The sequence below is a fragment of the Telluria sp. ZB2R32 genome, assembly GCF_059685715.1.
This window is the reverse complement of the sequence record NZ_JCASIG010000001.1, coordinates 507,126-532,172: the sequence shown is the minus strand read 5'-3', so window position 1 is coordinate 532,172 and position 25,047 is coordinate 507,126. Positions and strand designations below refer to the sequence as shown.

The window sequence follows — 25,047 nt, the reverse complement described above, 5'->3', positions numbered from 1 at the left end:
CAGGTCTGCCTGGGCTGCCACGTTCGCCGCGTGCGCGCTGGCGTTGACGGGCACGGTTGCGGCCGGACCGCTGGCATCGGCTGAATACGCGGCCACGCACCACCCGCCGGGGCCGGCGCCGGTGGCTGCGCGCCACCACGGCGGTCTCTACCGGATCAGCGGCGGCGGCCGCGTCGCCTACCTGTTCGGCACCGTCCACGTGGGCGAACGCTCCTTTTATCCGATGGCGCCCGATGCCGAGCGCGCACTCGGCAGGGCCGACCACGTCGTGGTCGAGCTCGATACCCTGGCGCCCGGCGAATTCGCCCGCGCGTTCGACAAGCATGGGCGCTACCCGGCGGGCGACGACATTACCCGCCACGTATCGAACGATACCCTGGCGCGCCTGCGCAGCGCCTTGCACGGCGAGGGCCTGAGCCTGGCCAGCATGGCGCATCTGAAACCCTGGCTGGTTGCCAACCTGCTCCTGAGCATGACCCTGGAACGGCAGGGCTACCACCGCAGCGAGGGCGTCGAACACGCGCTGCTGACCCAGGCGCGCCGGCGCGGCGCGCGCGTGGCGCAGCTGGAAAGCGCCGACTTCCAGCTGGCCTTGTTCGACAGCATGAGCCCGGTCGAATCCGAACGCTACCTGCGCGAAACCCTGGCCGGCCTGCGCGACGGCAGCCTGACCAGGCAGGCGCGGCGGGCCATCGAAGCCTGGCGCTCGGGCGACAGCGCCGCGCTCGACGCCGTGCTGCGCGATGCCACCGCCGGCCCCTCGGAAACGGCCGAGTTCACCCGCCGCAAGCTGCTCGGCCGGCGCAACCCGGACATGGCGGCGCAGATCGACCAGTTGATGGGCGAGGGCGGTGTACTGTTCGTCGGCGTCGGCTTGCTGCACCTGCTGGGCGACAACGGTCTGCCGCAGTTGCTGGCGCAACGTGGCTACCTGGTCGAGCGGGTGTACTGAAGCTGCGTCGAAGCCGCTGTGACGCTACGTTCACGCTACGTTCACGCCGCGTGCCATGTCGATCGACAACGAGATGCGCCTGTCGGTATGCCCCGTCCCGACTGCGAACGGGGCCGGCCGCGCAGCCTGGCCTCAGCGCACGATGGCGCCGCTGCTCAGGTTGACGCGGTCGCCACTGCGAAAGTCGGGCGTGGTTTCCTGCGTGACGACCTGGGTGCTGCCGTCGTCCATGCGCAGGGTAATGCGGTAGACACGGTCCGAGGTCATGGAGCTGCCGGTGGCGCCGGTGCTGCTGCTGCCGACAGCCGCCCCGGCCACCGTGCCGGCCCCGCCGATGCCGCTGCTGGCACGCGGCACCAGTTCGATCGAGACGACGGTGCTGTTCGGGCTGGCGCTGGAAGCGGTGGCGGCGCCGCTGGCGGAGGCGCCTTGTGCGCTGCCGCTGGCGGTATCGGAGGTGCTGGCCGCGCCGCCTTCGGTGGCACTGGCCGTGCCGGAGCTGCCGGAGCTGCCCGAGCTGCTGGACTGGTCGTAGCCCGAGGTACCCGTAGTGCCCGACGAACCCGAGGTGCCGGAACTGCCCGAAGTGCCGGAAGAACCGGACGTACCCGAGCTGCCCGACGACCCCGAGGTGCCCGAGGTGCCCGACATGCCGCCGGTGCCGGCGCCGGTGCCCGACATGCCGCCGGCCTCGCTGCCGCTGGTGGCGCCGGACGAACTGCTGCCGCTGGCGCCGGACGAGCTACTGCCGCTGCCCGTATCGCCGCTCGCACTGCTGCCGCCGCGCATGGCCGCGCAGCCCGTCAGGCCGAGCGCCATGGCCAGCAAGCCCGCCAGGACCACGCTCTGATGTTGTTGTTTCATGATCGATCCTCCGTTGATTTTGTCAGTGGGTATGCGTGACGATGACGTCTGCCACTGTGGTAAGAGGCGCAAACGGGCACGGCGTTCCAGCCGACTCGGGTGCGGCATGAGCCAGATCAAGCTGAGGTATTTTCAGGAAATTGCGCGGCGCGCCGGACTCAGCCAGGCTGCAGCGCCGCTTTCGGCAGCAGCAACCACAGGAGCGCGCAGACGACCACGGCCGCGCTGCAATCGACCATCCAGTCGCGCACGGCGGCGCCGCGGTAGGGGAAGAAACTCTGCACCGATTCGTCGATGGCGCCCATGAGGGCAACGGCCAGCACGGTCGCCACGCTCCGGCGCGCCGCACTGCCGCGGCTGGCGGTGAACCACAGCAGCGCCAGCACCGCATACGCCGTCGAGTGCAGCACGACGCCCGAGGCGTAATGGCCGATGTCGGCGCGCGCGCCGGGAATCGATCCGCCTATCAGAATCGCAAGAAACAGGATGAGCGCGGCGCCATAACGCAGCTTGTTCAGGCGTGGATCGAGCAGGAGGAAAGACAGGAAATGCGGCATGGTTGACCAGCTGAAAAAACGGCAACCATACCACGGTGTGCGGCCGTGCACATGCACGGCGGATGAGAAGGTCAGCCGGTCAGATCGTCAGGGCCGGGGCGCCGTCGGGATAGCGCGCGTCGAAACAGCTTTCGCATTCGGCGCAGAACAGGTGCGCCATGCGCACGGAGGTCTGGCGCAGCACCAGCTTGAGACTGCACTGCTGGCACTTCGGGCAGAGTTCGCGCACGTTGCCGAAGGTAAGGAGGGTCAGCGTGGAGTGCTCGCCCTCGAGGTGGTCGACTACCACCAATGGGTTAAGTTCACTGAGAACCAGGCAACCGATGCCCTCGTGCTGGCGTCGGCTGGCGGATGCGTGATCGGTGTGCTTTTCAGGGTGGTGAAAATTCATCGGTACGGCTCCCATGTCTGGTAAGTGGCAGCGCCGCCTTAAGTCATCATGTGGGCGTGACCCGCTTGCGGCGCACGAACTTCATCATAGTAAAAAGAACCCAGGCTTCAAGGCTGGTCTTCACATTGATGCAACCTGGGTGACTTTAACACGCTCCGAACAAAAAAATGCCCACCGGAGAGAGAGGTGGGCACAACCCAAGATCGGGCCAAGAGACATTGTTCGGTGGGTGTGCAACGCGTTTGCTTTGCACACCTGTCTGCAGTCAGGCATATCGGTTGCGTGTACTGCAGATGAACCCAGTATAGGCAAGGTTTGTTACTCAGGTATGACGTAGCGCAAGCTTTCGGCCTCTACAGCGAACAATTTGCTTCTGTGGCGATCTATCGACGTTGAGATATGTTGCTGTACGCTCGGGCAAAAAAATGCCCGCTTCAGGAGCGGGCTTAAAACTATTTTCTTGGAGGAGAATAGTGGAGACAGGTGCATTATGTTGCGGCGCGATATATTTGTCTAATTGTTAAATCAGATACCAGACATACGAACCGTGAATGGTTGAGCACACCTGCCGTTCCTGTTTCCATTTATTCGCGAACCGGCACCGTGTAGTTCAGCGGCAGGCGCCCGCCGTCGGCATACAGGGTCTGGCCGGTCATGTAGGAGGCGTCGTCGCTGGCGAGGAAAGAGGCAATCGAGGCCACTTCTTCCGGCTCGCCACAACGCCCCAGGGGCGTGCGCGACAGGATCGTGTGGCGCGCTTCCGGGCTCGACAACACGGCCTGCTTGGCCAGTTCCGTCAGGATCGTGCCTGGGCCGATGGCATTCACGCGGATGCCGTGCGGAGCGAGGCTGATCGCCGCCACGCGCGTGAGCTGGTTGACGCCGCCTTTCGAAATCACGTACGGCACCTGGTTCGGGATCACGAGTTCGGCGTTCACGCTCGACATGTTGATGATGCAGCCGCCGCTTGCGCGCGCCACCATGTCGCGCGCGGCCGCCTGGCTGCACAGGAACATCGATTTCAGGTTGACGCGCATGACGCGGTCGAAATCTTCCTCGCGCAGGTCGAGGAAGTCGGCCGCGTGGGTGACGCCGGCATTGTTGACGAGGATGTCGACGCGTCCGAAGGCGGCGATGGTGGCGGCGAACAGGGCGTCGACGTCGGATTTCTGGCTGACGTCGGCCACGAAGTAACGGGCAGCGTCGCCCAGCGCCGCGGCGGCCTCGGCCACTTCCGGGCGCACGTCGGCCAGCATCACGCGGGCGCCGTCGCGCACCAGGCGCTGGGCGCAGGCCAGGCCGATGCCCTGGCTGGCGCCGGTGACGAGGGCGATTTTATCGGCGAGTTTCATGGAGCGCTTTCACAGAGTTCGGTTGCCGTGATTGTAACGGCAGGCCCTGGTTCCGAGGAAGCTACAGCATGATCGGACGGTCGGGCAACTCGTTGGGACGCGCCCCATTCGCCGGGAAGTGTTCGCGCAGCAGCGCATTGACCTGCTCGATGGCGGCCAGGCTGGCATCGTGGAACTTGCCCTGCCTGAAGCCTTCGGTCATGGTGCGGCAGACGGTTTGCCAGGTCGCCGCGTCGATCTTGCGGTCGATGCCGCGGTCGGCCACGATGTCGACCTTGTGCTCGGCCAGGTTCACGTAGATGAGCACGCCGCAATTGTCTTCGGTGTCCCAGACGCCGTAGTCGGCGAACAGGGCCAGCGCGCGCTGGCGGTTGGTGACGCCATCCCAGACCTCGTCGGTCGGCAAGGATTTTTCGACGATAAAACGCACCTCGCCGCGGTGGGTCTGTTCGCCCGCCGTGATGGCGTGCGCCGCCGCCGCCAGCGTGCTTTCGGGGAATGCGCGCTGGGCATCGGCCTTGCTGCTGCGCCAGTGACGCAGGACGCGGCCGCAGCGTTGTCCGAACGATTGGTGTGTCATGTGGTCTGCCATTACCAGTCTCCCGAGGCGCCGCCGCCGTCGAAGCTGCCGCCACCGCCGCCGAAACCGCCGCCGCCGCCAAAACCGCCACCGCCGCCGGAAAAGCCGCCGAAGCCGCCACCGCCGCGCCCGGCGTTACTGAGGATGCTGCCCAGGATGAACCCGGTCGCGCCGCTGCCCCAGCCGCCGCGCGCCAGCCGTGCGCGGCGCGGCTTGAATACCGAGCGCAGCAGCATGAAGCCGAAAATCAACATCAGAATGCCAAACATACCGATCCCGCCTCCTTGTTCACCTGCGCCTGCATTGTTTCCCGCCGGAGCTACCTGCTGCGCCGGCTCGGGAAATCGTTCCCGGTTCAGCAGGGTGGCAATCGCGCCCACGCCTGCGACCAGGCCCTCGTAGTAATGGTTTTGCCGGAAATGCGGAGCGATGACGTCCTGCAGGACGCGCTTCGATTGCGCATCGGTCAGCACGCCCTGCACCCCGCGCCCGGCCTCGATACGCAAGCGCCGCAGCGAACTCGGGTTGTCGCGCGCGACGATCAGCAGCACGCCGTCGTCGACACCCTTGCGCCCGAGCTTCCAGGCATCGGCCACGCGGATGCTGTACTGCTCGATCGGTTCCGGCTCGGTCGATGTCACCAGCAGCACGGCGATCTGGTTGCCGCTTTTGGTTTCATGCTCGGCCAGCACCGCTTCCAGGCGCTGGCGCTGGTTCGCGTCCAGCATGCCGGCCTGGTCGGTAACGCGGGCGGTGAGGGGCGGCACCGGCTTCAACTGGGCCTGCGCCGGTCCCGCCAGGGCAAAGGCGAACACCAGCAGCCACAGGGTACGCAGCAGCGTCATCGTTATTTGCCGAAGTTGACCGTCGGTGCGGTCGAGATCGCTTTTTCGTTCTCGACCGTGAACGATGGCCGCGCCTCATAGCCGAACATCATCGCGGTCAGGTTGGTTGGGAACTTGCGCACGGTGACGTTATAGTCCTGCACCGAAGCGATGTAGCGCTGGCGCGCGACCGTGATGCGGTTTTCGGTGCCTTCCAGTTGCGATTGGAGGTCGCGGAAACTGGTGTCCGCTTTCAGTTGCGGGTAGGCTTCGGAGACGGCCATCAGGCGCGACAGCGCGCCCGACAGTTCGCCCTGCACCTGCTGGAATTTGGCGAAGGCTTCCGGATTGTTCAGCACTTCCGGCGTGATCTGGAAACTGGTGGCGGCGGCGCGCGCACGGGTGACGGCTTCGAGCGTTTCCTTCTCGTGCGAGGCATAGCCCTTGACCGTGTTGACCAGGTTCGGAATCAGGTCGGCGCGGCGCTGGTACTGGTTGACCACTTCGCCCCAGGCGGCCTTGGTGGCTTCGTCCTTGACCTGGAAATCGTTGTAGCCGCAGCCCGAGAGCAGCGAGCCTGCCAGGGTGGCAGCCGCCAGCAGGCGGGTCCAGCGCGAGAAGAGAGAGGTCATGATGTACTGTCCAGTGCGAGTTGTCGAATAGTCAAAAATATACAGCAGTCATCCGAGACCGGTCGCACGCTCGCGGACCTGTGCCCCGTGACGGGTACAATAGTGGGTTTGCACTAACACCGATCAAGGGGCCCAACGTGAATTTCATCGACAAACTCTCCGCGGCCTGGACCCGCAACGATTCGCTGCTGTGCGTCGGGCTCGACCCCGACCTGGGCCGTTTCCCTGCGCACCTGCAGGGCGAAGCGGACGGCATCGTCCGCTTCTGCACCGCCATCATCGACGCCACTGCGGACCTGGCCTGCGCCTTCAAGCCGCAAATCGCCTATTTCGCCGCGCTCGGCGCCGAAGACCAGCTCGAGCAAATTTGCCGCTACCTGCGCGAGACCTATCCGCACATTCCGCTGATCCTCGACGCCAAGCGCGGCGACATCGGCGCCACCGCGCACCAGTACGCGCGCGAAGCCTTCGAGCGCTATGGCGCGGACGCGGTCACGGTCAGCCCCTACATGGGTTCCGATTCGGTCGAGCCGTATTTCGCCTGGCCCGACCGCGGCGTGATCGTGCTGTGCCGCACCTCGAACGCGGGCGGCTCGGATTTGCAGTTCCTGGATGTCGGCGGCCAGCCGCTGTACCAGCACGTGGCGCGCCTGGTGGCCGAGAAATGGAACCGCAACGGCCAGTGCGCACTGGTGGTGGGCGCGACCTATCCGGAAGAACTGGCGCAGGTACGGGCGATCGTGGGCGACATGCCTTTATTGGTACCGGGCATCGGCGCGCAGGGCGGGGACGTGGAAGCAACCGTGCGCGCCGGACGCACCGCGGGCGGGGCCGGGATGATGATCAGCTCGTCGCGTGCGATCCTGTACGCGGCGCCGGCGGAAGGAGAAGATTTCGCGGCGGCGGCGAGAAGGGTGGCGCGCGCGACGCGCGATGAGATCAATCGGTATCGGGGCGATTGATCTCAGGCGGGTGTGCGGATGGAGTGGGGCTGTTGCCTGTGACGTTTGTGGTGTCTTGAATCCGCGTGGGCACAAGTGCCCACCCTACGGGACACGCTACCTTATTGGGTTTCGCATGATCTCGCTGCCCGCAGTGACCGTAGGGTGGACTCTTGAGTCCACGCGGACCAAACATACCGATAACAGTGCAGGCAACAGCCCCACAAGCGCCAGTAAATTCAATACCTGCTCGGCGCAATCGCCTCCACATACTCGTACAAGGCGCCGAGAATCTCCTCGGCGCGCTCGTCCGCCGTCTCCGACAGCGCATCGATTTCGCCGAACAGCTGATCCACCGTGCGGGCGCCGCCGGCGCCGTCGAACAGGCGTGCGGCGCGGTGTTCTTCCCAGTCCTGCAGCTCCGTTTCCGATAAGGTCTCGGGGAAGTTGCGCGCGCGGTAGCGGCGCAGCAGTTCGGCCAGGCGTTCGTCCTCGAACGACGGGCGCGCCGTGGCCAGTTGGGCCGGGCTCTGCATGCGCAGCGATTCGAGCTTGCGGCGGTCATTATTCGAGACGAAGCCGCCATACAGGTCTTCGTCGACGTCGGTCTCTTCCCTGGCGCCCGGCTTCTGGTACACCTGGGCCCAGGTCGCCGCCATGTCGGGACCGTTCGCCGCCAGTTGCGCATGCGCGCGCGCCTGTTCGACGTCGATGCCCCAGCGCGCCGCCTGTGCGCTGCTGAGCGTCTTCAAATTCCCGACCAGCATCGGCGACTTGTTCAGGTGCACGCTCTTGATCGGCAGCCGGGTCACGCCTTCGGGCAGGTCGGCGCTACGCGTGAACATGCGCTGACGGATCGTCTCGACGTCGAGACTGAACAATTCCGACGGATCATGACGGCAATCCCACACCAAAATTTCATTCTTGTTGGTCGGATGCTGGCCCAGCGGCCAGACCAGGCCCAGGCAACCCTGTTCGGCCGGGAACATGCCGGACACGTGCAGGAACGGCTGGCGCATGCCACGCTCGAGGTGCAGGCCCATTTCGCTGGCAACCTTGTCCTTGCGCCGCAGTTCGAGGCAAAAATCGAACAGGCGCGGCTGCTTGTTCCGGATCAGGCGCGCCAGGGCGATGGTGGCGCGCACGTCCGACAGCGCATCGTGCGCGGCGTCGTGCGCGAGGCCGTTGGCGCGGGTCAGGTCTTCGAGCCGGAAGCTCGGACGTCCGTCCGGATGGGTCGGCCATTCGATGCCGTCGGGACGCAGCGCATAGGTCATGCGCACGACGTCGAGCAGATCCCAACGGCCGCAATTGTTCTGCCATTCGCGCGCATACGGATCGAACAGGTTGCGCCAGAAAAGGAAACGCGTGACTTCGTCGTCGAAGCGGATCGTGTTGTAGCCGACGCCGATCGTATTCGGTTCGGCAAAGGCGGCTTCGATCTGGCGCGCGAATTCGTGTTCGGGCACGCCTTGCTCCAGGCATTGCTGCGGCGTGATGCCCGTGATCAGGCAGGATTGCGGGTCGGGCAAATAGTCGTTGGCCGGCTGGCAGAACAGCATCAGCGGTTCGCCGATCTCGTTGAGGTCGGCATCGGTACGGATCGCGGCGAACTGCGCCGGCCGATCGCGGCGCGGCTGGGCGCCGAAGGTTTCGTAGTCGTGCCAGAGGAAAGTGTGTGTACTCATCGTATGTTGATTGTTTTATTTTGCGTTTTGGTAGCTTGACGGAGCCTCGATAAACCGTAGCGAGCGGAAGGAATTTCGGCCGAGAAGCGCAGCTGTACGACTGTACAGCGAGCATCGCAGGCCGAAAGTACGACGCGCAGTAGGTTTATCGAGGCTCAACCACGTCAATCTCACACGCTCACACAATTGCGGCCGGCTTCCTTGGCCCGGTACAGGGCGGCATCGGCCGCTTCGATCAGGCTGAGTTCGTCGCCTTCCGGATCGAGCACGGCCACGCCGAAGCAGGCGGTCAGGTGCGGCATCGGCACGCGCATGTCGGGGAACAGCACCGCCGCGCGCATCTGCTGGCACAGGCGCTCGGCCACCAGATGGGCCAACTCGCCATTCGTTTCCGGCAGCACGGCCATGAGTTCCTCGCCGCCATAGCGCACCGCAAAATCCGACGGCCGCAGGCCATCGCGGATGACGTTCGCGGCTGCGCACAGGGCGGCGTCGCCGATCAGGTGGCCGTGGGTGTCGTTGAACTTTTTAAAATTGTCGAGGTCGACCATCAGCAGCGCCAGCGGGCTGCCCTGGGCACGGGCGCGCGCGACCAGTTTGGGCAGCATGTCGGCCAGCCAGGTGCGGTTGTACAAGCCGGTCAGGGTGTCGTTCAGCGACAGCTGACGGTAGAACTCGCCGAGCTTCTGGCGCCGGCGCAGCAGGGCGTTCGCCGCGCGGATGCGGAAGGACATCAAGCGCAGCAGGTTGCGCGCCACCGCGTTCGAATGGTCGATCAATTCCCAGGCCAGTTTCGATTCGATCACCAGCAGGCGCGTGTCTTCGACGGCATGTACCGCGTCGAGGTTGGCGTCGTCGTCCAGCACCGATTGCTCGCCCACGCTTTCGCCCGGCATGATGCGGTTGACGTTGCCGTCGCCGGTGCCGGCGTGGCTGTCGAGCTCGACTTCGAGCATGCCGGACAACACGATGTACAGGCGCGCCCGCACCGCATCCTCGATCGGTTCGCCGGCGCCCAGCTCGATCACGTCGCAATCGGCCAGCGCAGCGGCGGCGGCGCGCATGTCGGCGCCGCGAAACAGCTCCAGGTCGGCGACCTTGTAGCCTGCATTCCGAAATGGTCCGATAAGTTTCAAAGCGTTCCTCCGCGTGGTGCTAAACACAGTTCAGTAAAAATGCATGATAAACCATTCGCCACCCCGTTCCCGCTGGCGTTTCAGAAACAGCGGTGTTCCAATAGCGGCCATGAACGACTTCTCCCATCCCCTGGTCGATGCCCTCGGCATCACCCACCCGTCGGCGCCGGGCGCGCGCATCGTCTCGCTGGTTCCCTCGATCACCGAATTGCTGTGCGACCTGGGCCTGGCGCCACAACTGGCCGGGCGCACCGGTTTCTGCATCCATCCGGCCGACCTTGTCGCGGCGATCCCGAAAGTGGGCGGCACCAAGGACGTCAACCTGAAAAAGATCCGCGCGCTGGCGCCGACCCACGTGATCGTCAACATCGACGAAAACGAAAAGCCGACCTACGACGCCCTGGCCGAATTCGTGCCGCACGTCGTCGTCACCCACCCGCTGGCGCCGCGCGACAACCTGGCGCTGGCACGGCTGATGGGCGGGATCTTCGGCGTCATGGAGGCGGCCGAGCGCTGGTGCGCCGCTTTCGAGGCAGAGTATGAAGTGCTGAGGTCCGCGCCTTCCGGCCCCGCGCGCACCGTGCTGTATTGCATCTGGCAAGACCCATGGATGAGCGTGTCAAACGATACCTATATCGCGCGCATGCTGGGCGAACTCGGCTGGAAAGTGCCGGCCTTGCCCGATACCAGCCGCTATCCGCGCTTCGACTGGTCGAGCGAACTCGTGGCCGGGCTCGACGCGGTGCTGCTGTCGACCGAACCCTACCGTTTTACCGAGGCGCACGCGGATGCGCTCGAAAAACAGCTCGGCATTCCGGTGCTGCTGGTCGATGGGGAAATGATGTCGTGGTACGGCAGCCGGGCGCTGGCCGGGTTGCGCTACCTGCGCGCATTGCGCGGTTTGCTGGAGGGATAAAAAAAAGCGCGGCCGGGGCCGCGCTCGATTCCTGCCAAACTGCCGATTACATGCCGCTGGTCAGGTTCTTGTCCTGTTCAGGGACCAGGTCGCCGTCGACGTCGCCGATTGGCACTGGATCGCGGCGGGCCTTGTCGGCCAGGCGGCCCAGGGCGCTGTCGAGGGCGCGCTTGAGCTTGTTGCCGGCCTGGGTGATGGCCTGGTGCAGGTTCACCGCATGCTCGTTGACGACCACCGGCGCATAGCCCGTGACGTGCGCTTCCATCATGCAGCGGTTGCCGCCGTCGAGCTGTTTCTGGCTGTTTTCATTGCTCAGGTGAACTTCAACACGATGCACCTGGTCCTCGAAACGGCCGATGGCGCCTTCGACGACCGATTGCACATGCTCGTCCAGGCCTTGGTGTTTATCGATGGTACGGTCGGTATTAACATTGATTTGCATAAAGATAGCTCCGTTATCAAAGATCTTGGAGCCAATCTTACACTTTTTGTAATTTTTGCCGCGTCCCGTACGCTAATTCGATTTCGCCGCCTGTTCCGCCTTCTCGTGATGGGGAAAACGGTCCATCTTCGACAGCACCGGAAACAGCACCGCCCACAGTCCGGTGACGGCCAGGGTCGCGGCGCCGCCGAGCAGGATCGCGCGCGTCAGGCCGAACCAGCCGGCGGTCACGCCAGATTCGAATTCGCCCAGCTCGTTCGAGGCGCCGATGAACACGGCATTCACGGCGCTGACTCGGCCGCGGATCTCGTCCGGCGTTTCGTACTGCACCAGCAGGTGGCGCACGTATACGCTGACCATGTCGCCGGCGCCGAGTACGAACAGCGCGACCAGGGCGACCAGGAAATGACTGGTCCAGCCGAGGGTGAGCGTGGCCAGGCCGAACAGGGCGACGCCGCCGAACATCCAGGCGCCCACATGCCGGCGGATCGGCGCGAAGGCGAGCAGGATCGAGCACAGCGCAGCGCCGGCACCCGGCGCCGTGCGCAGCCAGCCGAGCGCGGTCGGGCCGGCGTGCAGCACGTCGTGCGCGTAGGCGGGCAGGAGGGCGGTGGCGCCGCCGAACAGCACCGCGAACAGGTCGAGCGAAATCGCCCCCAGCACGATCGGGCGCGAGCGCACGAAGCGCAAGCCTTCCAGCAAGGTGTGCCAGCTGACCGGCGCCGTGCTGCGCACCTGCGGCGCGCTCTTGGTCGACGCCATCAGCACGGTGGCGACCAGCAGCAGCGCCGCCGACACCATGTACACGGTGGTCGGCCCGAACACATACAGCAGGCCGCCCAGCACCGGGCCGGCGATCACCGCCACGTGGAAGGTCGAGGAGCCGAGCGCCACGGCCTGGCCGAAATCCTTGTCCGGCACCAGGTTGCGCAGCACCGCCTGCGAGGCCGGCATCATGAAGGCGCGCGCACTGCCGAACAGCACCAGCACCGCGAACACCGGCCACACGATGCGGCTGCCGCTGGCGGTGAACGCGAGCAGCAGGGCGCTCACCAGCAGCTGGGTCAGCATGCACAGCACGATGATCTTGCGCCGGTCGTAGCGGTCGGCCACGTGGCCGGCCCAGAGGATCAGGACCAGGAAGGGCGCGAACTGCGCCAGTCCGATCAGGCCGAGGTCGAACAGGCTGCCGGTGATCTGGTACACCTGCCAGCCGACGGCCACGCTTTGCATCTGGACGGCCAGCGTGCCGAGGAAGCGTGAGGAAAGGTAAAACGACAGGTTACGGTTGCGCAGGACGGCGAGGCCGCTGGACGACGAAAGCAGGGACATGAACGAGGCAGTTTGACAGGCGAGAAGCCGTCAATTGTGCCTCATTTAAGATGGGTCTGCTGACCCCATCATTGCGCCGCCAGGTCCGCTTCCGTCGTAAACGCATCCGCATAAAACTCTTCCGCCGGCAAGCCGCACTGCGCCACGTACTCGCCCCGCGCCGCGTCGACCATCACCGGCGCGCCGCAGGCATACACCTGCCAGCCGGAGAGATCGGGAATATCCTGCATCACCGCCGCGTGCACGTAGCCGCTGCGCCCGGTCCAGCCGTCTTCCGGCAGGGCGTCGGACACCACCGGCACATAGGTGAAGTCGGGCAGGGTCGTGGTCCAGGCCTGGCAGAGTTCGTCCATGTACAGGTCTTGCGGACGGCGCCCGCCCCAGTACAGGACGACCTTGCGGGTGGACTTCAGGTGCATCAGGTGTTCGACCAGGGCTTTCACCGGTGCGAATCCGGTGCCCGAGGCCAGCAGCACGATCGGCTTGTCGGATTCCTCGCGCAGGAAGAAGGTGCCGAGCGGGCCCTCGAAGCGCAGGATGTCGCGTTCCTTCATGGCGCCGAAGACGTGGTCGGTGAACAGGCCGCCCGCCAGGTGGCGGATGTGCAGTTCCAGCGGACGCTCCAGGCTTGGCGCGCAGGCCAGGCTGTAGGCGCGGCGCTTGCCGTCCTTGAGCAGGAATTCGATGTACTGGCCGGCGCGGTAGGCCAGCGCCTCGTTGGCCGGCAACTGCAGCGTGACGATCGCCACGTCCGGCGCGGCGCGCGTGATCGAGGCCACCCGGGTCGGCATCTTGCGGATCGGGTAATCGCTGCTGCCGCCGATCTCGCGCGCCTCGATGACCACGTCGCCCTCGGGCAGCGCGCAACAGAACAGCGACATGCCTTTCAATTTTTCCTGCTCGGAGAGGGCGCGCGCCTGGTGCGGCTTGTGCGTCACCGCGCCGCCGACGACCTTGCCCTTGCAGGAACCGCAGGCGCCATTCTTGCAGCCGTAGGGCAGGCCGACGCCAGCGCGAATCGCGGCTGCCAGCACGGTTTCGTCGGCTTCGCAGGCAAACTGGGTGCCGCTGGGCTGGACAGTGATCTGGAACGTCATACAATCCTCAAAATGAATTCTATTAATATGAACTGCACACATCGCATCGGCCGTCCGCGCCTGCTCCTGATCGGCTGCGGCGACGTCGGCATGCGCCTGCTGCCGCTGCTGGCGGCGCGCTTTCGGGTGTTTGCCGTCACGCGCGACCCTGAACATGCCGCGGCCATCCGCGCCGCCGGGGCGGTGCCGGTCCTGGCCGACCTGGATCAACCGGCCAGCCTGGCGCGCCTGCGCGGCCTGGCGCCCTGGGTGGTGCACCTGGCGCCGCCGCGGCCCGAAGGCATGCTTGACGTGCGTACCCGCAATGTGACCGCCATTCTACCCGCGGGGGCACACCTCGTGTATGTGAGTACGAGCGGGGTCTACGGCGATTGCGGCGGGGCGCTGATCGACGAAACGCGCACGGTGGCGCCGAAGAATGCGCGCGCCGCGCGCCGCGTCGACGCCGAACGGGTGCTGCGCGGCTGGGCGCGGCGCGTCGGCGGCAGCGTCGCCATCCTGCGCGTGCCCGGCATCTACGCGATCGAGCGCCTGCCCCTGAAGCGCCTGCGCGAAGGCACGCCGGCGCTGCGCGCGGAAGACGACGTGTACACCAACCACATCCAGGCCGACGACCTGGCGCGCATCGTCATGCTGGCGCTGTTTCGCGCGCGGCCCGGCCGGGTTTATCATGCGGCCGACGATACCCGGCTGAAGATGGCCGACTATTTCGATGCCGTCGCCGACGCCGCCGGGCTGCCGCGCCCGCCGCGCCTGGCGCGCGCCGCGCTGCGCGAGGTGGTGTCGCCGGTACTGCTGTCGTACATGTCGGAATCGCGCCGCCTCGACAACACGCGCTTGCGCCGCGAGCTGGGCGCGCGCCTGCGCTATCCGGACGTGCAGCACGCGCTGGCGCAATGGCCGCTGTAGAATAGCGCCCCTCCCAAAAGCATTTTACGAAGAGCCACCCCATGACGACCCTGACCTACGAAGCCTTCCTCGACGAAGTGACGACCCTGCTGACCGAGATCTACGACCTGGACGACGAGGCTGCGATCAAGCTGGTCGTCGATGCGCAGGCGAACGATTATTTCGTGGCGCACGACGACCACGAGGCGATGCGTACCGTCGAGCAGGCGAAGAAGGAGGCGACGGCGCTGTATGAGAGCAAGCGCAACAAGACGCAGACCCAGGGACGGCAGCAATTACGGGCGCGTCACAAGAAAACCTGACCGGTGTGGTGTTCGCAAGCGCACGCGCTGATGTCTTGCAACAGTCTTAACGACGGCCAGGACAGTTGAGCCAAAAAAAATTCCCGCCGCGGAAAGCCCGGGCGGGACGAGTGTGATATCAGGCTGACCTGGCAATTCCCGTACCCGTGCACCACGCGGTTTGCGCAATACCCGCCTTGCCAATGCCGGTACCCGTGCACCACGCGGTGTGCGCAGCAACTGCCTCGACAAGGCCGGTGCCCGTGCACCATGCGGCAGGCTGGTCGGCTGCCTGCGGATAGGGCACGTTGAACGTCGACTGATACAACTCGCGCATGCGACCGCCCGCCTGTTGCTGCATCTCCTCGCCATCGTCGCCTTCCATGCCGAGGTAGGGGTAATGGTGCAGGAAGTAGCCGAAAACCTGCTCGCAATCGCGGGCGTACTTCATGGTGTCGAGGATGTGGTAGTGCCAGAAGGTGTCGACGTCTTGCAGCGGGGCCATCTCTACCTTCGGGAACGCTTTCATCAGGTACAGGAAGCGGCGGTATTCGGTTTCGATTGCTTGCGCGCGCTCGGGTGACCAGCCTTCGCCGGATTCCACATGCATCAGCTTGGTCTTGATCGGGTTCAGGTCCAGGTTGGCAATGAGGGAGAAGTCGTCAGTCGGGATCATGATTTGTCCTTGTCTTGGGAACTGCATCGTTATTGTGGTTGTGGTGTGACGGTGAGCGAATTGATGCTGGGCAAGTGGGCGTCCTCCTTCTGATGACTGTCTTGTTGCAAAGCGTCGGTTTGCCGTTTAAGGATGTGGGCAATCGGCCTGCTGGCTATTACTTTCAATTCGTTTGATAAAAATCAGAATATTCGCGATGCGGACTGGCCGCAGCCTACTCAACTTGGTAGTTGCGTCGTACGAAGTTTGGGAGCGAAAAAGAGCCGCCACGGCAAGGCCGGGGGGGAGGTCGGAGGATGAATCGCTGCGCGTGTGCGAATCGGCGGCTTCACCAGGTACTAGCTACGTACCCCGCTCACGGATGATTGCTTCGCAGACCGGAATGGCCAGGGCCGCAGGGCAGGGCAGGCCGGCGGCACGGGGTAGCTGCCGGTCCTGGATGTCAACGACGCTGGTACGAGGCGGCCCGCATGCGGGCCGGGCGAAGAAGCCGGTGTACCGGGGACGACACCGGCCGCCTGCTCCAGCGACGCCCGGCCGGCGGGGATGTGACGTATCAGGCTGCTTGCTGGATGCCTGGGGAGACGCACCAGGCGGTCTGGACGTCGGCTGCCTTGACGATGCCCGGGGAAACGCACCAGGCGGTCTGGACGTCGGCCGCCTTGACGATGCCGGGGGAGACGCACCAGGCGGTCCGGACGTCGGCTGCCTTGACGATGCCCGGCGAGACGCACCAGGCCGTCTGGACGTCGGCCGCCTTGACGATGCCAGGGGAGACGCACCAGGCCGAGTTTGCCGCCCGGCCCAGGGCGGGATTCGATGCCGTTTGCACATCGGCGGCTTCAGGTACGCCGTCGGTTCGCAGCGGGCGCACATACGACAGGCCGAAGGTGGACTCATACAGCTCGCGCATGCGTTCCCCGGCTTGCTGATGCATTTCCACCGGGTTGTCGCCCTCCAGGCCGAGGTAGGGGGAATGGTGCACGAAGTAGCCAAAGGCCTGCTCGCAATCGCGCGCATATTTCATCGTGTCGAGAATGTGGTAGTGCCAGAAGGTGTCGACATCGACCAGCGGCGCCGTTTCCACATGGGGGAACGCTTTCATCAGGTACAGGAAGCGGCGGTACTCGATTTCGACCGCATTGGCATGGGCCGGGGACCAGCCCTCGCCCGATTCCTTGTGCATGAGTTTCGTTTTGATCGGGTTCAAATCCAGCGCGGCGATGAGGGCAAAGTCGTTATTCGAGATCATGATTTATCCTTAGTGTTGGCTGATAAGTTGTTATTGAATAGTTGGGTTCCGACAATCAACGACGTGGTGCTGACAAATGATGGGTCCTCCTCCTGCTGATCTTTTTCCCTGGTATTGACGCGTTGCAGTGATATGAATTGTCTGCCTCAAGTGTCCGAAAATCGTTGATTTTGCGCAAGTTGAGTGACGTCAACAAAAATTTGTCGCAAATTCGCCTGCGACGTGACGGGTAGTAGGACTACAAGATGGGATCTTCTGCGCCTACAGCTGGCTGCAGGCCGGGTCTGCGGCCGCAGGGGCCGGTATGGTGGCGACCGAGAGGAGGTTGTTGGCTGCGGGAATGGAAACATGGACGGTGGTGCCGAGATGGGGACCGCTGGTGATGATGCATTTACCGCCCAGGATCTTGACCCGTTCCTCGATGCCGACCAGGCCGAAGGACCCCGGTTTTTGCCCACCCGCCTTGGTCAGGCCGATGCCGTTGTCGCTGACGGTCATCGAGATCGATTCCGGGTCGATGGCGAGCTCGACCCGGACCTTGGTCGCGCGGGCGTGGCGCGACACGTTGGTGAGCGATTCCTGCAGGATGCGGAACAGCGTCGTGGCGCAGCGGTCGCTCACGTGCAGGTCGTGGTTGTGCGACACCAGTTCGCAGTCGACGCCCGTGCGCCGCTGGAATTCGGTGATCTGCCAGTCGACCGCCGCCGTCAGGCCGAGGTCGAGCACGTGCGGGCGCAGGTCGTTGATGATCTGGCGCACGCTCTTGATGGTGACGTCGATTTGCTCGAGCATCCAGCGTGCACGGGCATGCAGCTTCGGATGGCGCATGCTGGTGCGCGAGGCCAGCAAATCGACCTCGATGCGCAGCGCCAGCAGATTCTGGCCGAGGTCGTCGTGGATCTCGCGCGCAATGCGTTTGCGTTCACTTTCCTTGATGGTTTCAGCATGGGCCGCCAGGCGCCGCAGGTTGTCGTTGGTTTTTTGCAGTTTCGCTTCGCTGGCACGCAGTTCTCCGGTCATTTCCTCGGCCAGGCCGACGGCGCGCCGGCGCGATGAACTGAGCGTCTGGAACAGGGCGCACAGCAGGGCGGTGCTGATCGTCCCGGCCAGCATCGCGACCCAGGGGAGGGGCCTGTCGATGCTGGAATACAGGCTGCGTTTCTTTACGCTGAAACGAATGTCCCACCCGCTTCCGTCTGCACCCACCGGCAAGAGGGCAGCAAACTCGGCCTGTTCGTCGGGAGCGGCGTCGGGGAAGTTGTCGAAATACACGACGCGTCGATAAGCACTCGGCGACTTGCCTGCTTCTTCGACCGGGGCCATCCCGGTAATCGCAAGCCGCGTCGCGTTTTTCGGCATGGTATCGAGCACGCCCTGCGCAAGACGATCGACACTGAAACCGATGCCGACCGTCCCCAAGTAAGCGGCGCGGCGCTGGGCCACGTCCTGCAGGGGCATGGCGGCACGGTACACCGGCATGCGCATTGCAAGACCCATCACCTTCGATCCGGCCTTTACCGGAGAGCCCCCGGTAATCAGTTCGCCCGTGTCGCGCGATTGCGTCAATACCCGCAGGCCGCCCGGCACCGTTTGCATGTCGAGGCCGATCCGCCCGACCCAGGCCGTGCCCGGTTCGACAAACGACAGCACCGTGTACTCGGGCCGCCGCCCTTCGGGCCTGATCCTGGCGTTACGCCCGCGCCCATCGATGTTGTGCAACATGCGCGCTTCGAACCGGTCGCGTTCGGCGTCAGTGAAGTAATAGGCGAAATTGATCGACACCACGCCAGGGAAGTTGCGGGCCAGGTCGAGGGCGTCCATGTAGCGCCCAAACTGCTCGCGCGTGACCTCGTCCGACGCGCGGAACAGGCTGGCGGTGCCTCGCAGCAAATCGCCATAGGCCTTGAAGCGGCTCTCCAGGGTCGACTGGACGTTGCGCGCCATATGGCCGAAGCGCGTCCGGGCATCGTTTTCGACGGCTTCGCTGGTGATCATGTGCAGGGCGACACCGACGCCGAGCGACAGCAGGACGCCTGCCCACGAACCCGGCTTGATCGCGTTGACCTTCTTGACCCACTTGGCCGTGATCCCCATGTCGAATCCAGTTCCAAGACCTTTATTTGATTTGCATCAGAATCGCGCAGACCGGTCGGGCTGAAACCTGTCATTTCTACCAGTTGCGCGCATGGCAAAGGCGTCGCACATAAAAAATCCCGCTGCGGACAGACCGGAGCGGGATCGGATGGGGGCACAAACGCTTACTTGGCCCAGCTGTCCTTGAGCGTCGTCACGCGGTTGAAGACCGGCTTGCCCGGCTTCGAGTCGACCTGGTCGGCCACGAAATAGCCGTGGCGCTCGAACTGGAAGCGCTGCTCCGGCAATGCTGCCGCCATGCCCGGTTCGAGGTAGGCGGTGATGGTTTCCAGTGCGTTCGGATTGAGCAGGGCCTTGAAGTCCTTGCCGCCGGCGTCCGGATGCGCATCGAGGAACAGGCGGTCGTACAGGCGCACTTCCGCTTCCAAGGCCGAGGCGGCGCTGACCCAGGTGATGTTGCCCTTGACCTTGTAGTTGTCGGCGCCCGGCGTGCCCGATTTCGAATCCTCGAAATACTTCACGTGCACGGCGGTTACTTTACCGTCCGCATCCTTGTCGAAACCGGTGCACTCGACCACGTAGCCGTACTTCAGGCGCACGCGGCTGCCCGGCTGGTCGCCCACGGGCGGGGTAAAGCGGAAGTAGCCCTTGGTCGGGACTTCCATGAAGTCTTCCTGCTCGATCCACAGCTCGCGCGTAAACGGGAAGCTGCGCACGCCCATTTCCGGGTGGTGCGGGTGGACCGGCGAGGTGCACGGGTGCGCTTCGCCTTCAGGGAAATTATCGACGATCAGTTTTAACGGACGCAGCACGGCGATCGCGCGCGGCGCCTTCGGGTCGAGGTCGTCGCGCAGCGCGCCTTCGAGCGTGCTCATGTCGATCCAGCCATCCGACTTGGAGACGCCGATGCGCTCGCTGAACAGCTGGATCGATTCCGGCGTATAACCGCGCCGGCGCAGGCCGACGATGGTCGGCATGCGCGGGTCGTCCCAGCCGGAGACGATGCCTTCGTCGACCAGCTGGCGCAGCTTGCGCTTGGACATGACGACGTACGTCAGGTTCAGGCGCGACATCTCGTACTGGCGCGGCACCGGCGGCGTGAAGAAGCCGCCTTCGGTCGCGGTGGCCACCAGCCAGTCGTAGAACGGGCGGTGGTCCTGGAATTCGAGCGTGCAAATCGAATGGGTGATCGATTCGAGCGCATCCGACAGCGGGTGCGTGAAATCGTACATCGGGTAGATGCACCAGGCGTCGCCGGTGCGATGGTGGTGCGCATGGCGAATGCGGTACAGGGCCGGATCGCGGTTGGTCATGTTGGGCGAGGACATCGCGTCTTCGCTCATCTTGGCGCGCAGGATGTGCTCGCCATCCTTGTACTTGCCGGCTTTCATGTCGCGGAACAGTTGCAGCGACTCTTCGACCGGACGGTTGCGGAAGGGCGAGTTGGTGCCCGGCGTGCCGAAATTGCCGCGGTTTCGGGCCATGTCTTCGGCGCTCTGGCTGTCGACATAGGCATAGCCCTGCCCGATCAGGTATTCGGCGATTGCGTACAGCGTGTCGAAGTAGTCGCTGGCGTAGTGCAGGTATTCCTGGCCGCCTTGCTCCCACGAAAAGCCGAGCCACTTGACGCTGTCCATGATGGTGTCGACGTATTCCTGGTCTTCCTTTTCGGGATTGGTGTCGTCGAAACGCAGGTGGCAGCGGCCGGCGTAATCGCCCGCCAGGCCGAAGTTCAGGCAGATCGATTTGGCGTGGCCGATGTGCAGGTAGCCGTTCGGCTCCGGCGGGAAACGGGTGATCACCGAAGGCATACCTTCGCGCGTGTGGATGCCGGCCGCCAGGTCGTTGTCGATGATGGCGCGCAGGAAATTAGACGAAGGCGCAGGTGCCGCCGCTGCCTTGTTCTTGTCGTTGCTCATGGATGGTGTTTTGGATAGGTAAAGTTAACCGGCATTTTACCGTAGACAGCCCCGGCCAGGGTCCGCCTATGTGGTGGAGCGCACGGTTCGTCTCCCATGCAAGGATCATACTGGGGACACATCGCCTTCAGGCAAGGGCATGCGGCCGGCGCGCCACCGCGCCCTCGCTGTCGCATTGGCGTTTTCTATAGGATAATCTCGTTTTGCCGTTCCATCGGCACCCAGCCGGAGAGTTCCAAAGTGGAAAATTTATACGCGATCCTCGGCGTCGCGCCGAATGCCAGCGACGAAGAGATCAAGAAGGTCTACCGCTCGCTGGCGATGCGCTACCACCCCGACCGCAACCAGGCGCCGGGCGCGGAAGCGCGCTTCAAGGCCGTCACCAAGGCCTACGAGATCCTGTCGGACGCCGCCAAACGCGACGAATACAACCAGAGCGTCAACCATCGCATCGTGCTCGACGCCGAAGCGGAAGCCTTCGAGCTGTGGCGCTCGCTGTTCGCGCTCAACGGCGTCACGCTGCAAGTTTGAGTTCTACCCCATACCAGGACAACACATGAAACGAGTACATCCCGAATTCGCCTACCAGTCGCGCGAGCTCGAAGGCCAGATCGAAGGCACGCTGGGCGACCCGCCGAACAAGAAAAACTACCAGATGATGGTCGACGCCCTGGTGTCCGAGTATGCCGGCGGATCGGGCATCGACGACGTCAACCTGATGGCCTTCGCCCTCGTTGACAAGATCAAGTTCACGGACCCGAAGGGGCTGTTGCGCGAAGCGGCCGACTACGAAGGCGACGACCCGACTAAAGTGTTCGCCATGGCCGAGTGCACGGGCGAAGACGGCGCGGCCATGTACGCGTCGATGACGGAAAACCATCCGGAACTGGCGCGCCAGGCGATCATCACCGCCTTCCTCTACAAGCACCAGGGGCGCTGGGAAGACGACGACCAGTCACTCGAGCAGCTCGGCAAGAACGATGAGGGCGACGACGAGGACGAGGGAGAAGGCATGGTGTCGGACGACTTCAGCGGCATCTTCGACGGCGAAGGAGACGCGAATGAACGATAACTCAGTTGACAATGCGACTGACAGCGCCAACCTGCCCGCGCTGACCCGCCAGGTCAGCGAACTGGTGCTGGCCGGCTCGCTGGGACACGCCGAAGAGGCGTTCTCGCAGGCGGCCGACGAACATGGCGACTATGCCGTCGCCGAAGTGCTCTCGACCCTGCCGCCGCAAGTGACGGCCCTGCACCTGGCCGGCTTCGACGGCGCCAAGACTTCGCTGGCGACCATGCTGGTGCCGCCGAAGGCCTGGGCCGACAGCCTGGCCTACATGGCCGCGACCTGGCCCGACAACATGATCGAAGACGACCCCGAGCGCATCGCCGAAGGCCTGTTCAATCACGTGCACGGCGTGGTCTACGCCACCGACGACGAAGAGCGCCGCCACGAACTGTTGCAGGAAGCCTCGGCCACCGACCACGGCGCCACCGTGTTCGCCATCCTGTGGTCGCTGGCGCCGAAAGAGATCATGGAAGTGGCCGGCGAAATCAACCTCAAAGGCCGCTACGTGACGGGCCAGACCTCGTCCGACAGCGACATCATCCCGCTGGCGATCGACCTGGCCAAGGCCAGCGAAGATGGCTGGGAGCGTTCGCTGATCGAGCTGTTCCCGGAATTCAGGCACAGCAACGAGATGTCCGAGGCCGAGTTCCCGGACGACCCGGACGAAGATCCCGACTTCCAGCAGCGCAGCACGCGCGACCTGCTGTACCGCCTGCGCAAGCAGGTGCCGTCGGTGCGCTCGACGCCACGGCGCAGCACGCGCAAGAGCATCGGTTCGGACATCTTCTCGTGAGCGGAACGCCATCGATGCTGCCAGCCATCGTCATTGAAAAGCTGCCGCGCCTGGTGCGCGCGATCAAGCTGCTGCCGACCCAGGCCGACGCCGACGAATCGATCGGCCTGGCCGACGAACTTGCGTCGATCACCGCCATGGTGGCCGAGAAGTTCACCAACGACCGCACCGCCGAGGGTATCCAGCGCGCGCTGCTGCTGACCGTCGGCGGGGTGTCGCTCGGCCTCGAACACCTGGTCGACGACGACAGCGACGAGACCGCGCTCGACATCCTGATCGCCGACGGCGCCGAGTACGTGTTCCAGGCCGGTTTCCGCATGATCCGCGAACTGGCGGCCCTGCCCGAGGACAGCCTGGTCGGCGAATACGACAGCGACCCGGTGTATGCCGGGCGGCGTTTGAAGGAGCTGTTCGTCGACATCTGCACCGCCGACCCGGGCGAATCCTGGAGCGGCTACGAGCGCTACCTCGGCCAGGTGCGCCAGCGCGAAAGCGTGCAGGCGATCGTCGACGCCGCCAAATGGCTGCGCAAGAACCACTACGAAGGCCCGGTCACCGACCCCGACCTGAATGCCGAAGGCGTGATCGCGCTGGCGGTGATTTTCGCGGTGGACGGCGGCACCATCCACGCCCGCGCCGGGCAGAAGGACTTCGAGCGTTTCGTGAAAGCGGTCCGCAAGAACAATCCCGACTACGAGACCGGCTGGGCCGCCTTCCTCGACAAGGTGCCGGCGCCGCACCGCGCCATCATCGCCGAGCGCGTGCAAACCTACCGCGAGCACTGCACGGTCCTGCAAAGCATCCGCACCAAGGCGCCGATGACCCAGCTGATCGCCGAGCTGGAGAACTATGCGGGGTCGGAGCTCGATACCGAGTATCCGTAACCTGCGTTGAACGCGTTGGTCGTAGGGTGGGCGCCCCTGTGCCCACGCGGACACATGCGTTGTGTTAGCGGTGCTGATGCGTACACGTAACTGGCTTAGCAGGACGTAAGGTGGGCGGGTCCCCCGCCCACGCGTTCAACACGCGCCTGCATATCGTTGCGGCGTCTGGCAAATCAAGGCCCGCCAACGCCCCCTGCCGTTTTTCGCTATCATTGGCAGTCGAGTTCCACACCACCCCCATGTCTTCTCCCGCCATTGCCGCCGGCAGCGCCGACTTCAAACGCATCAACCGCGCCATGGCCTTCGGTGGCTTTTCCACCTTCGCGCTGCTCTACAGCGTGCAGCCCCTGATGCCGCTGCTGGCGCGCGATTTCGCCTTGACGCCCGCGCAAAGCAGCCTGGCCCTGTCGATCTCCACCGCCGCGCTGGCGATCTCGCTGCTGGTCTCGAGCGTGCTGTCCGAACGCTTCGGCCGCAAGCCGCTGATGGCCGCCTCGATGTTCAGCGGCGGCCTGCTCACGCTGCTCGCCGCCTTTACCAGCGACTACACCCAGCTCCTGCTGCTGCGCGCGCTGCTCGGCTTCATGCTGGGCGGGATGCCGGCCGTGGCGATGGCCTACCTGAGCGAAGAAATCGAGGGCAGCTCGCTTGGCCTGGCGATGGGCATGTACATCAGCGGCAGCGCTTTTGGGGGCATGTTCGGGCGCGTGCTCGCTTCGGTGATCAGCGACTTCTGGTCGTGGCGCGCGGCGCTCGGCGTGCTCGGCGCGGCCGGGCTGTACGCGGCCTGGGAATTCTGGCGCAGCCTGCCGGCCTCGAAACGCTTCCGGCCGGGGCAGGGCGGTTTTACCGGCCTGGTCGAGGGCTTGCGCCGCCACGCGCGCGACGCGGGTTTGCCCTGGCTGTTCGCCTTGTCCTTCCTGCTGATGGGTTCATTCGTGAGCCTGTATAACTACATCGGCTACCGCCTGCTCGGCCCTGAATTCGGCCTGCGCCCGAGCGCGGTCGGCGCCTTGTCGGTGCTGTATCTGCTCGGCATCTTCAGTTCGGTCTGGGCCGGCCGCCTGGCCGACCGCCTGGGCCGGCGCAACGTGCTGTGGCTGGTGATGTCGGTGATGTTCGCCGGGCTGTTGCTGACGCTGTTCGGCAACCTGGTGGCGGTCGTCGCTGGCGTCGGCCTGTACACCTTCGGCTTCTTCGCCACCCACTCGGTCGCCAGCAGCTGGGTCGGCCGCCGCGCGCGGGCGCCGCAGGCGCTGGCTTCGGCGCTGTACCTGTTCTTCTACTACCTCGGCTCGAGCGTGGTCGGCTGGTTCGGCGGCTACATGTGGGAGCACGGCGGCTGGCCCGGCGTGGTCGGCCTGCTGGGCCTGGTGCTGGCCGGCGCCATGCTGATCGCCTTGCGCCTGCGCGGCCTGGCGCCGCTCGAACCGGTCACGCCTGCGCCGCCGGGCTGAGCTCGCCTG

General features: G+C 64.8%; 26 protein-coding genes. 10 read left to right on the top strand and 16 right to left on the bottom strand.

Annotated features, from left to right (window positions below):
• Positions 1–43: 43 nt before the first annotated feature.
• The gene (locus AC56LG_RS02340) at positions 44–952 is read left to right on the top strand and encodes a TraB/GumN family protein (protein ID WP_497164519.1); all 909 of its coding nucleotides are present in this window, start codon (positions 44–46) and stop codon (positions 950–952) included.
• 132 nt (positions 953–1,084) lie between these two features.
• Here the strand turns inward: AC56LG_RS02340 and AC56LG_RS02335 are convergent, their stop codons facing one another.
• The 7 genes from AC56LG_RS02335 to AC56LG_RS02305 all read right to left on the bottom strand — a co-directional run bounded on the left by AC56LG_RS02335 (position 1,085) and on the right by AC56LG_RS02305 (position 6,152).
• Positions 1,085–1,816: a hypothetical protein gene (locus AC56LG_RS02335; RefSeq protein ID WP_497164518.1), complete on the bottom strand. Its 732-nt coding sequence runs from the start codon at positions 1,814–1,816 to the stop codon at positions 1,085–1,087.
• Positions 1,817–1,974: 158 nt separating this feature from the next.
• A complete protein-coding gene (locus AC56LG_RS02330) occupies positions 1,975–2,373 on the bottom strand; it encodes a VanZ family protein (protein ID WP_497164517.1) in 399 nt (132 codons plus the stop codon).
• A 79-nt stretch (positions 2,374–2,452) separates the two neighbouring features.
• Positions 2,453–2,764 (bottom strand): hypothetical protein, encoded by a 312-nt coding sequence (locus AC56LG_RS02325; protein WP_192056503.1) that lies wholly within the window; start codon positions 2,762–2,764, stop codon positions 2,453–2,455.
• Between the two features lie 584 nt (positions 2,765–3,348).
• On the bottom strand, positions 3,349–4,116 hold the full coding sequence (locus tag AC56LG_RS02320; RefSeq protein ID WP_497164516.1) for an SDR family NAD(P)-dependent oxidoreductase: 768 nt from the start codon (positions 4,114–4,116) through the stop codon (positions 3,349–3,351).
• Between the two features lie 61 nt (positions 4,117–4,177).
• A complete protein-coding gene (locus AC56LG_RS02315; protein WP_497164515.1) occupies positions 4,178–4,696 on the bottom strand; it encodes a TPM domain-containing protein in 519 nt (172 codons plus the stop codon).
• Between the two features lie 11 nt (positions 4,697–4,707).
• On the bottom strand, positions 4,708–5,541 hold the full coding sequence (locus AC56LG_RS02310; RefSeq protein ID WP_497164514.1) for a TPM domain-containing protein: 834 nt from the start codon (positions 5,539–5,541) through the stop codon (positions 4,708–4,710).
• Between the two features lie 2 nt (positions 5,542–5,543).
• The gene (locus AC56LG_RS02305) at positions 5,544–6,152 is read right to left on the bottom strand and encodes a LemA family protein (protein WP_497164513.1); all 609 of its coding nucleotides are present in this window, start codon (positions 6,150–6,152) and stop codon (positions 5,544–5,546) included.
• Positions 6,153–6,289: 137 nt separating this feature from the next.
• On the opposite strand from AC56LG_RS02305, the gene pyrF reads away from it, so the two are divergent.
• Entirely contained in the window at positions 6,290–7,114 is an 825-nt protein-coding gene (gene pyrF, locus AC56LG_RS02300) for an orotidine-5'-phosphate decarboxylase (RefSeq protein ID WP_497164512.1), read from the top strand.
• Positions 7,115–7,332: 218 nt separating this feature from the next.
• Here the strand turns inward: pyrF and sbcB are convergent, their stop codons facing one another.
• The gene (gene sbcB, locus AC56LG_RS02295; protein ID WP_497164511.1) at positions 7,333–8,781 is read right to left on the bottom strand and encodes an exodeoxyribonuclease I; all 1,449 of its coding nucleotides are present in this window, start codon (positions 8,779–8,781) and stop codon (positions 7,333–7,335) included.
• 170 nt (positions 8,782–8,951) lie between these two features.
• Positions 8,952–9,917 (bottom strand): GGDEF domain-containing protein, encoded by a 966-nt coding sequence (locus AC56LG_RS02290; RefSeq protein WP_497164510.1) that lies wholly within the window; start codon positions 9,915–9,917, stop codon positions 8,952–8,954.
• A 109-nt stretch (positions 9,918–10,026) separates the two neighbouring features.
• Here AC56LG_RS02290 and AC56LG_RS02285 point away from each other — a divergent pair, with 109 nt between their 5' ends.
• Positions 10,027–10,833 (top strand): helical backbone metal receptor, encoded by an 807-nt coding sequence (locus tag AC56LG_RS02285; protein WP_497164509.1) that lies wholly within the window; start codon positions 10,027–10,029, stop codon positions 10,831–10,833.
• Between the two features lie 46 nt (positions 10,834–10,879).
• Here AC56LG_RS02285 and AC56LG_RS02280 read toward each other — a convergent pair whose 3' ends face one another.
• The 3 genes from AC56LG_RS02280 to AC56LG_RS02270 all read right to left on the bottom strand — a co-directional run bounded on the left by AC56LG_RS02280 (position 10,880) and on the right by AC56LG_RS02270 (position 13,704).
• Positions 10,880–11,275 (bottom strand): HPF/RaiA family ribosome-associated protein, encoded by a 396-nt coding sequence (locus AC56LG_RS02280; protein ID WP_497164508.1) that lies wholly within the window; start codon positions 11,273–11,275, stop codon positions 10,880–10,882.
• 72 nt (positions 11,276–11,347) lie between these two features.
• The gene (locus AC56LG_RS02275) at positions 11,348–12,607 is read right to left on the bottom strand and encodes an MFS transporter (RefSeq protein ID WP_497164507.1); all 1,260 of its coding nucleotides are present in this window, start codon (positions 12,605–12,607) and stop codon (positions 11,348–11,350) included.
• 68 nt (positions 12,608–12,675) lie between these two features.
• Positions 12,676–13,704, bottom strand: a complete 1,029-nt coding sequence (locus AC56LG_RS02270) for a CDP-6-deoxy-delta-3,4-glucoseen reductase (RefSeq protein WP_497164506.1) — start codon at positions 13,702–13,704, stop codon at positions 12,676–12,678.
• A 27-nt stretch (positions 13,705–13,731) separates the two neighbouring features.
• On the opposite strand from AC56LG_RS02270, the gene AC56LG_RS02265 reads away from it, so the two are divergent.
• Both AC56LG_RS02265 and AC56LG_RS02260 read left to right on the top strand, forming a co-directional pair.
• Entirely contained in the window at positions 13,732–14,613 is an 882-nt protein-coding gene (locus tag AC56LG_RS02265; RefSeq protein WP_497164505.1) for a sugar nucleotide-binding protein, read from the top strand.
• A gap of 41 nt (positions 14,614–14,654) precedes the next feature.
• On the top strand, positions 14,655–14,915 hold the full coding sequence (locus AC56LG_RS02260) for a hypothetical protein (protein WP_497164504.1): 261 nt from the start codon (positions 14,655–14,657) through the stop codon (positions 14,913–14,915).
• A gap of 118 nt (positions 14,916–15,033) precedes the next feature.
• Here the strand turns inward: AC56LG_RS02260 and AC56LG_RS02255 are convergent, their stop codons facing one another.
• The 4 genes from AC56LG_RS02255 to AC56LG_RS02240 all read right to left on the bottom strand — a co-directional run bounded on the left by AC56LG_RS02255 (position 15,034) and on the right by AC56LG_RS02240 (position 20,835).
• Positions 15,034–15,570 (bottom strand): glycine-rich domain-containing protein, encoded by a 537-nt coding sequence (locus AC56LG_RS02255; RefSeq protein WP_497164503.1) that lies wholly within the window; start codon positions 15,568–15,570, stop codon positions 15,034–15,036.
• 556 nt (positions 15,571–16,126) lie between these two features.
• Positions 16,127–16,822 carry a glycine-rich domain-containing protein gene (locus AC56LG_RS02250; protein ID WP_497164502.1) on the bottom strand — a complete coding sequence of 232 codons (696 nt, stop codon included), beginning with the start codon at positions 16,820–16,822 and terminating at the stop codon, positions 16,127–16,129.
• Positions 16,823–17,083: 261 nt separating this feature from the next.
• On the bottom strand, positions 17,084–18,916 hold the full coding sequence (locus AC56LG_RS02245) for a CHASE domain-containing protein (RefSeq protein ID WP_497164501.1): 1,833 nt from the start codon (positions 18,914–18,916) through the stop codon (positions 17,084–17,086).
• 164 nt (positions 18,917–19,080) lie between these two features.
• Complete coding sequence (locus AC56LG_RS02240; protein WP_497164500.1) at positions 19,081–20,835, bottom strand: glutamine--tRNA ligase/YqeY domain fusion protein; 1,755 nt, start codon at positions 20,833–20,835, stop codon at positions 19,081–19,083.
• A gap of 240 nt (positions 20,836–21,075) precedes the next feature.
• Between AC56LG_RS02240 and AC56LG_RS02235 the strand changes: the two genes are divergently transcribed.
• The 5 genes from AC56LG_RS02235 (at position 21,076) to AC56LG_RS02215 (ending at position 25,038) form a co-directional block, all read left to right on the top strand.
• Complete coding sequence (locus tag AC56LG_RS02235) at positions 21,076–21,366, top strand: DnaJ domain-containing protein (protein WP_497164499.1); 291 nt, start codon at positions 21,076–21,078, stop codon at positions 21,364–21,366.
• Between the two features lie 25 nt (positions 21,367–21,391).
• Positions 21,392–21,907 (top strand): hypothetical protein, encoded by a 516-nt coding sequence (locus AC56LG_RS02230; protein WP_497164498.1) that lies wholly within the window; start codon positions 21,392–21,394, stop codon positions 21,905–21,907.
• Positions 21,897–22,697, top strand: a complete 801-nt coding sequence (locus tag AC56LG_RS02225) for a hypothetical protein (RefSeq protein WP_497164497.1) — start codon at positions 21,897–21,899, stop codon at positions 22,695–22,697. The genes AC56LG_RS02230 and AC56LG_RS02225 overlap by 11 nt, the downstream gene beginning before the upstream one ends.
• A 14-nt stretch (positions 22,698–22,711) precedes the next feature.
• Positions 22,712–23,581: a hypothetical protein gene (locus AC56LG_RS02220; protein WP_497164496.1), complete on the top strand. Its 870-nt coding sequence runs from the start codon at positions 22,712–22,714 to the stop codon at positions 23,579–23,581.
• Between the two features lie 239 nt (positions 23,582–23,820).
• Positions 23,821–25,038: an MFS transporter gene (locus tag AC56LG_RS02215; RefSeq protein WP_497164495.1), complete on the top strand. Its 1,218-nt coding sequence runs from the start codon at positions 23,821–23,823 to the stop codon at positions 25,036–25,038.
• Positions 25,039–25,047 lie beyond the last annotated feature (9 nt).

What these genes read in the sequence shown, in the direction of transcription:
- AC56LG_RS02335 (WP_497164518.1), bottom strand. Translation starts at nt 1,816, where the DNA reads ATGAAACAACAACATCAGAGCGTGGTCCTGGCGGGCTTGCTGGCCATG.
- AC56LG_RS02330 (WP_497164517.1), bottom strand. Translation starts at nt 2,373, where the DNA reads ATGCCGCATTTCCTGTCTTTCCTCCTGCTCGATCCACGCCTGAACAAG.
- AC56LG_RS02325 (WP_192056503.1), bottom strand. Translation starts at nt 2,764, where the DNA reads ATGAATTTTCACCACCCTGAAAAGCACACCGATCACGCATCCGCCAGC.
- AC56LG_RS02320 (WP_497164516.1), bottom strand. Translation starts at nt 4,116, where the DNA reads ATGAAACTCGCCGATAAAATCGCCCTCGTCACCGGCGCCAGCCAGGGC.
- AC56LG_RS02315 (WP_497164515.1), bottom strand. Translation starts at nt 4,696, where the DNA reads ATGACACACCAATCGTTCGGACAACGCTGCGGCCGCGTCCTGCGTCAC.
- AC56LG_RS02310 (WP_497164514.1), bottom strand. Translation starts at nt 5,541, where the DNA reads ATGACGCTGCTGCGTACCCTGTGGCTGCTGGTGTTCGCCTTTGCCCTG.
- AC56LG_RS02305 (WP_497164513.1), bottom strand. Translation starts at nt 6,152, where the DNA reads ATGACCTCTCTCTTCTCGCGCTGGACCCGCCTGCTGGCGGCTGCCACC.
- sbcB (WP_497164511.1), bottom strand. Translation starts at nt 8,781, where the DNA reads ATGAGTACACACACTTTCCTCTGGCACGACTACGAAACCTTCGGCGCC.
- AC56LG_RS02285 (WP_497164509.1), top strand. Translation starts at nt 10,027, where the DNA reads ATGAACGACTTCTCCCATCCCCTGGTCGATGCCCTCGGCATCACCCAC.
- AC56LG_RS02280 (WP_497164508.1), bottom strand. Translation starts at nt 11,275, where the DNA reads ATGCAAATCAATGTTAATACCGACCGTACCATCGATAAACACCAAGGC.
- AC56LG_RS02275 (WP_497164507.1), bottom strand. Translation starts at nt 12,607, where the DNA reads ATGTCCCTGCTTTCGTCGTCCAGCGGCCTCGCCGTCCTGCGCAACCGT.
- AC56LG_RS02270 (WP_497164506.1), bottom strand. Translation starts at nt 13,704, where the DNA reads ATGACGTTCCAGATCACTGTCCAGCCCAGCGGCACCCAGTTTGCCTGC.
- AC56LG_RS02265 (WP_497164505.1), top strand. Translation starts at nt 13,732, where the DNA reads ATGAACTGCACACATCGCATCGGCCGTCCGCGCCTGCTCCTGATCGGC.
- AC56LG_RS02260 (WP_497164504.1), top strand. Translation starts at nt 14,655, where the DNA reads ATGACGACCCTGACCTACGAAGCCTTCCTCGACGAAGTGACGACCCTG.
- AC56LG_RS02255 (WP_497164503.1), bottom strand. Translation starts at nt 15,570, where the DNA reads ATGATCCCGACTGACGACTTCTCCCTCATTGCCAACCTGGACCTGAAC.
- AC56LG_RS02250 (WP_497164502.1), bottom strand. Translation starts at nt 16,822, where the DNA reads ATGATCTCGAATAACGACTTTGCCCTCATCGCCGCGCTGGATTTGAAC.
- AC56LG_RS02245 (WP_497164501.1), bottom strand. Translation starts at nt 18,916, where the DNA reads ATGGGGATCACGGCCAAGTGGGTCAAGAAGGTCAACGCGATCAAGCCG.
- AC56LG_RS02240 (WP_497164500.1), bottom strand. Translation starts at nt 20,835, where the DNA reads ATGAGCAACGACAAGAACAAGGCAGCGGCGGCACCTGCGCCTTCGTCT.
- AC56LG_RS02230 (WP_497164498.1), top strand. Translation starts at nt 21,392, where the DNA reads ATGAAACGAGTACATCCCGAATTCGCCTACCAGTCGCGCGAGCTCGAA.
- AC56LG_RS02225 (WP_497164497.1), top strand. Translation starts at nt 21,897, where the DNA reads ATGAACGATAACTCAGTTGACAATGCGACTGACAGCGCCAACCTGCCC.
- AC56LG_RS02220 (WP_497164496.1), top strand. Translation starts at nt 22,712, where the DNA reads ATGCTGCCAGCCATCGTCATTGAAAAGCTGCCGCGCCTGGTGCGCGCG.
- AC56LG_RS02215 (WP_497164495.1), top strand. Translation starts at nt 23,821, where the DNA reads ATGTCTTCTCCCGCCATTGCCGCCGGCAGCGCCGACTTCAAACGCATC.